General features: G+C 65.5%; 3 protein-coding genes and 1 pseudogene. 2 read left to right on the top strand and 2 right to left on the bottom strand.

The features are described 5' to 3' along the window. Window positions 1-249 (bottom strand): annotated as a pseudogene (locus RMN84_RS02375) (hypothetical protein); the annotation flags it as partial. Then, a complete protein-coding gene (locus RMN84_RS02370) occupies window positions 246-899 on the bottom strand; it encodes a Tim44/TimA family putative adaptor protein (RefSeq protein ID WP_309610608.1) in 654 nt (217 codons plus the stop codon). The gene RMN84_RS02370 and the pseudogene RMN84_RS02375, both read right to left, overlap by 4 nt. 187 nt (window positions 900-1086) lie before the next feature. On the opposite strand from RMN84_RS02370, the gene secB reads away from it, so the two are divergent. Then, window positions 1087-1617 carry a protein-export chaperone SecB gene (gene secB / locus RMN84_RS02365; RefSeq protein ID WP_309610607.1) on the top strand — a complete coding sequence of 177 codons (531 nt, stop codon included), beginning with the start codon at window positions 1087-1089 and terminating at the stop codon, window positions 1615-1617. A gap of 4 nt (window positions 1618-1621) precedes the next feature. After that, window positions 1622-2445 (top strand): lipid II flippase MurJ (murJ, locus tag RMN84_RS02360; protein WP_309610606.1); only part of this gene is annotated, 824 nt, incomplete at its 3' end.

Here is a 2445-nt window from a genome sequence, read left to right as displayed (position 1 = left end):
GCTCGCCTGCGTCAGCCCCGAGCCATCGACTCGCGTCACCAGCTCCGGACAGCTCGCACGAAACGCCGTGAGCGCGCGGGCCGCAGCGATTTCGTCGAGCGGTCGTGGTTCAGCGAGGGTAACCCCCGCCTGCAACGCGGTCGTGATAACCGGTTTGACCGGCGGCACCGCAATCGGCGGCGTTCGCTGCACGCATCCTGCGGCGATCAGCAGAGCGGCGAGAGTGAATGCCCTCGCGGACGCCGTCACTCTTCCTCGTCGGTTTCGATCAGCATCCAGTTGGGATCCTTCGAGGCCAGGTCGCGGCGGAAGGTCCAGCGGTCGCGGGTCTGGACCGCGTCGGACAGCGATCCGGCCACGACCGCGCCCTCGGCGTTGCGCGTGACGGCCGCGATATCGGCCTCGAACCGCACCATGATTTCGGCAACGCTCTTCTTGAGCTCGGCCTCGGCGATGACCGCCTGCTCGATCGCGACCAGGCGATTGTCGAGCTTCAGGCCCTGCGCCGTGCGATCCTCGACCGCGCCGGCGAACGTGTCATAGATATGGCCATCGACGTGCGTGCGAATCGTATCGAGATCACCTGTCCAGAAACTCTCCAGGACCAGCCGGTACGCAGCCTTCGCTCCGTCCAGGAAGCGCGCCACATCGAAACTCGAATCGGCGGCAAGGATCGCTCGCACCCCTGGCCCTGCGGTCGGCAGATAGGCCATACCCGCCGGATCGAGCGTAGGCACTTGTTGAATGGAGGGGGTTACTGCGGGGCGCGGCTCAAGCCGCACTTCGGTTTCGGCCGGCTTGACGATCGGCTGTTCGTGGCCGGTCCGCTCGCCGAGCACGGCGTACAGGCGAAGCCCGATGAACAGGGCGACGAGGGCGAGGATGACGATGGCGGTCAAGGTCTTATCCAACTCCGGATCGGCAGGGTGCGCCGATCACCTAACATAGCCTTCTTAACGCGCAGATTCAAAGCCTGCTCCGTCGTCACGCGATCATTGCACCCCATAATGGCGGCTGCTAGTCGCGCGGCGACCATCCGGGCGGGCCGTGCGTGCCCTCCTCACCTTGCAAGGACCCAATACGATCATGGCCGACGAACAGTCCCTTCCGACCACCGACCTGCCGGACGACGGGCAGCCGCAGGCTGCGACCATTGCCCAATATATCAAGGATCTGTCGGTCGAGAATCCCAACGCGCCGGCGGTCTATCAGTGGGGCGTGCAGCCACAACTCGACGTCCAGTTCAACATTGCGGTCGACAAGGTCGCCGACGATGTCCACCAGGTCACGTTAAAAATCGAAGTATCGGCCAAGTCCGACAACGGAACGCATTTCCACGTCGACCTGTCCTATGGCGGCGTGTTCGCCTTCCGCAACCTGCCCGAGGAAGCGCTGCCGCCGTTCCTGCTGGTCGAGGCACCGCGCCTGCTATTCCCGTTCGCGCGACAGATTGTCGCCGAAGCCGTGCAGGGCGCCGGCTTCCCGCCGTTGCTGCTCGACCCGATCGATTTCGCCGCCGCGTACATGGCCCAAGTCGAGGCGGCCAACGCCGGGGGCGAGCCTAACGGCCAAGCTGCGCCCGAAGGCTTCCAGCCGACCGACCTCGGCCAGGCCTGACTCCTTGACACAAGGCGGTTCGACGAAGGCGAGTGGCGGTAGCCTGATCAAGGCGACCGGGACGATCGGCGGGTTGACGCTGGTCAGCCGCGTGGCCGGGTTCGCGCGCGAAATGCTGATGAGCCGGGTGATGGGGGCGAGCGTCGCCGCCGACGCTTTTTTCGTCGCCTTCCGCCTGCCCAACACCTTCCGCCGCCTGTTCGGCGAGGGCGCCTTCTCGGCCGGGTTCGTGCCCCTGTTCAGCCAGCGGCTGCACGGCAAGGGCGGCGAGGCCGACGCGAAGGATTTCTCCGAGCAGGTGCTGGCGGTGTTCCTGCCGACGCTGGCGCTGTTCACGCTGGTGTTCGAAATCATCATGCCGCTCTTCGTCGCGGCGATCTCGGGCTATCAGGGCGAGAAGCTGGCGCTGGCGACCTTCCTGACGCGCATCACCTTTCCCTATCTGGTGCTGATCAGCCTCGTCTCGCTCTTCTCCGGCATCCTCAATTCGCTCGCCCGCTTCACGGCGGCGGCATTCGCACCCGCGCTGCTCAACCTGGCGATGCTCGCGGCCCTGATCTTTGTCCGCAACGGCGGCGCGATTACCGCGACCGCGCTGTCGATCGCGGTGACGATCGGCGGCGTGATCCAGATCGCATTGCTATGGGCCTCGGCCAGACGCGCCGGCATTTCGTTAAAGCTGCGTCGCCCCCGCTACACGCCGGGCGTGAAGCAGTTCGTGCGCGTCGTCATCCCCGCCACGCTCGGCGCCGGCGTCTATCAGATCAGCGCCTTTATCGACACCTTCTTCCTGACCCGCATCGGCACAGGGTCGATGAGCTATTTCAA

The sequence above is a fragment of the Sphingomonas sp. genome, assembly GCF_031380695.1.
GTDB lineage: Bacteria > Pseudomonadota > Alphaproteobacteria > Sphingomonadales > Sphingomonadaceae > Sphingomicrobium.
This window is presented reverse-complemented; position numbering and strand designations above follow the sequence as displayed.